The sequence below is a fragment of the Denitromonas iodatirespirans genome, from assembly GCF_018524365.1.
GTDB classification, from domain to species: domain Bacteria; phylum Pseudomonadota; class Gammaproteobacteria; order Burkholderiales; family Rhodocyclaceae; genus Nitrogeniibacter; species Nitrogeniibacter iodatirespirans.
On record NZ_JAEKFT010000109.1, the window covers coordinates 1 to 994 of the forward strand.

General features: G+C 61.1%; 1 protein-coding gene. It reads left to right on the forward strand.

Annotation, left to right across the window (positions count from 1 at the left end; genetic code table 11):
• The first annotated feature begins 3 nt into the window (after positions 1-3).
• Positions 4-987: an IS5 family transposase gene (locus tag I8J34_RS24145; RefSeq protein ID WP_214364177.1), complete on the forward strand. Its 984-nt coding sequence runs from the start codon at positions 4-6 to the stop codon at positions 985-987.
• The last annotated feature ends 7 nt before the right edge of the window (positions 988-994 follow it).

Sequence of the window (994 nt, forward strand, 5' to 3'; positions counted from 1 at the left end):
CCGATGCAATCGAGCTTCTCCGACCTTGAGTACGCGGCCAAGAAGAAGATGACGCGCCGCGACCGGTTCCTTGCCCAGATCGAAGCGGTGACACCGTGGGCGGCGCTCGAAGCGCTGATCGAGCCGCACTACCCCAAAGGCGAAGGTCGCGGACGTCGGCCGATTGGCCTGCCTCGCATGCTGCGCATGTACGTGGCGCAACAGTGTTTTGGCTTGTCGGATGAAGGGATCGAGGATGCGCTGTACGACAGCCAGGCGATCCGCCGCTTCGTAGGTATCGACCTGGCGCGGGAGGCAGCGCCCGATGCCACCACACTGCTCAAGTTCCGCCGCCTGCTGGAGCAGCACGAACTGACACGCCGGATCTTCGAGACGATCAATGCGCATCTGGCCGAGAAGGGCTTGATCATGCGTGAGGGCACCATCGTAGATGCCACGCTGATCGCCGCATCGCCCTCGACGAAGAACAAGGCCAAGAAGCGCGACCCCGAGATGCATCAATCCAAGAAGGGGAACAACTGGTACTTCGGCATGAAGGCGCACATCGGCGTGGATTCGAAGTCGGGGCTGGTCCATACCGTGGTGGGCACCGCGGGCAATGTGAGCGACGTGAGTCAGACCGGCGCACTGCTCCATGGTGAAGAGCGCATGGTCTTTGGCGATGCCGGTTACCAGGGTGCCGACAAGCGTCCCGAGACGAAGCACGTCAAAGCTCAATGGCTCATTGCAATGAAGCGCGGCAAGCGCAAAGCGTTGCCCAAGGATGCGATGGGCAAGCTGCTCGATCGCGTTGAAAAGCTCAAGGCCAGCATTCGGGCGAAGGTCGAGCATCCCTTCCATGTGGTGAAGAACCTGTTCAGCCATCGCAAGACCCGCTATCGAGGGATCGCCAAGAACGAGGCGCAATTGTTCTCACTGTTCGGCCTCGCCAACCTCGTGCTCGCGCATAAAAGGTTGATGGCGCCCGACACGCAAGGTGCGTCCTGAAACGGGG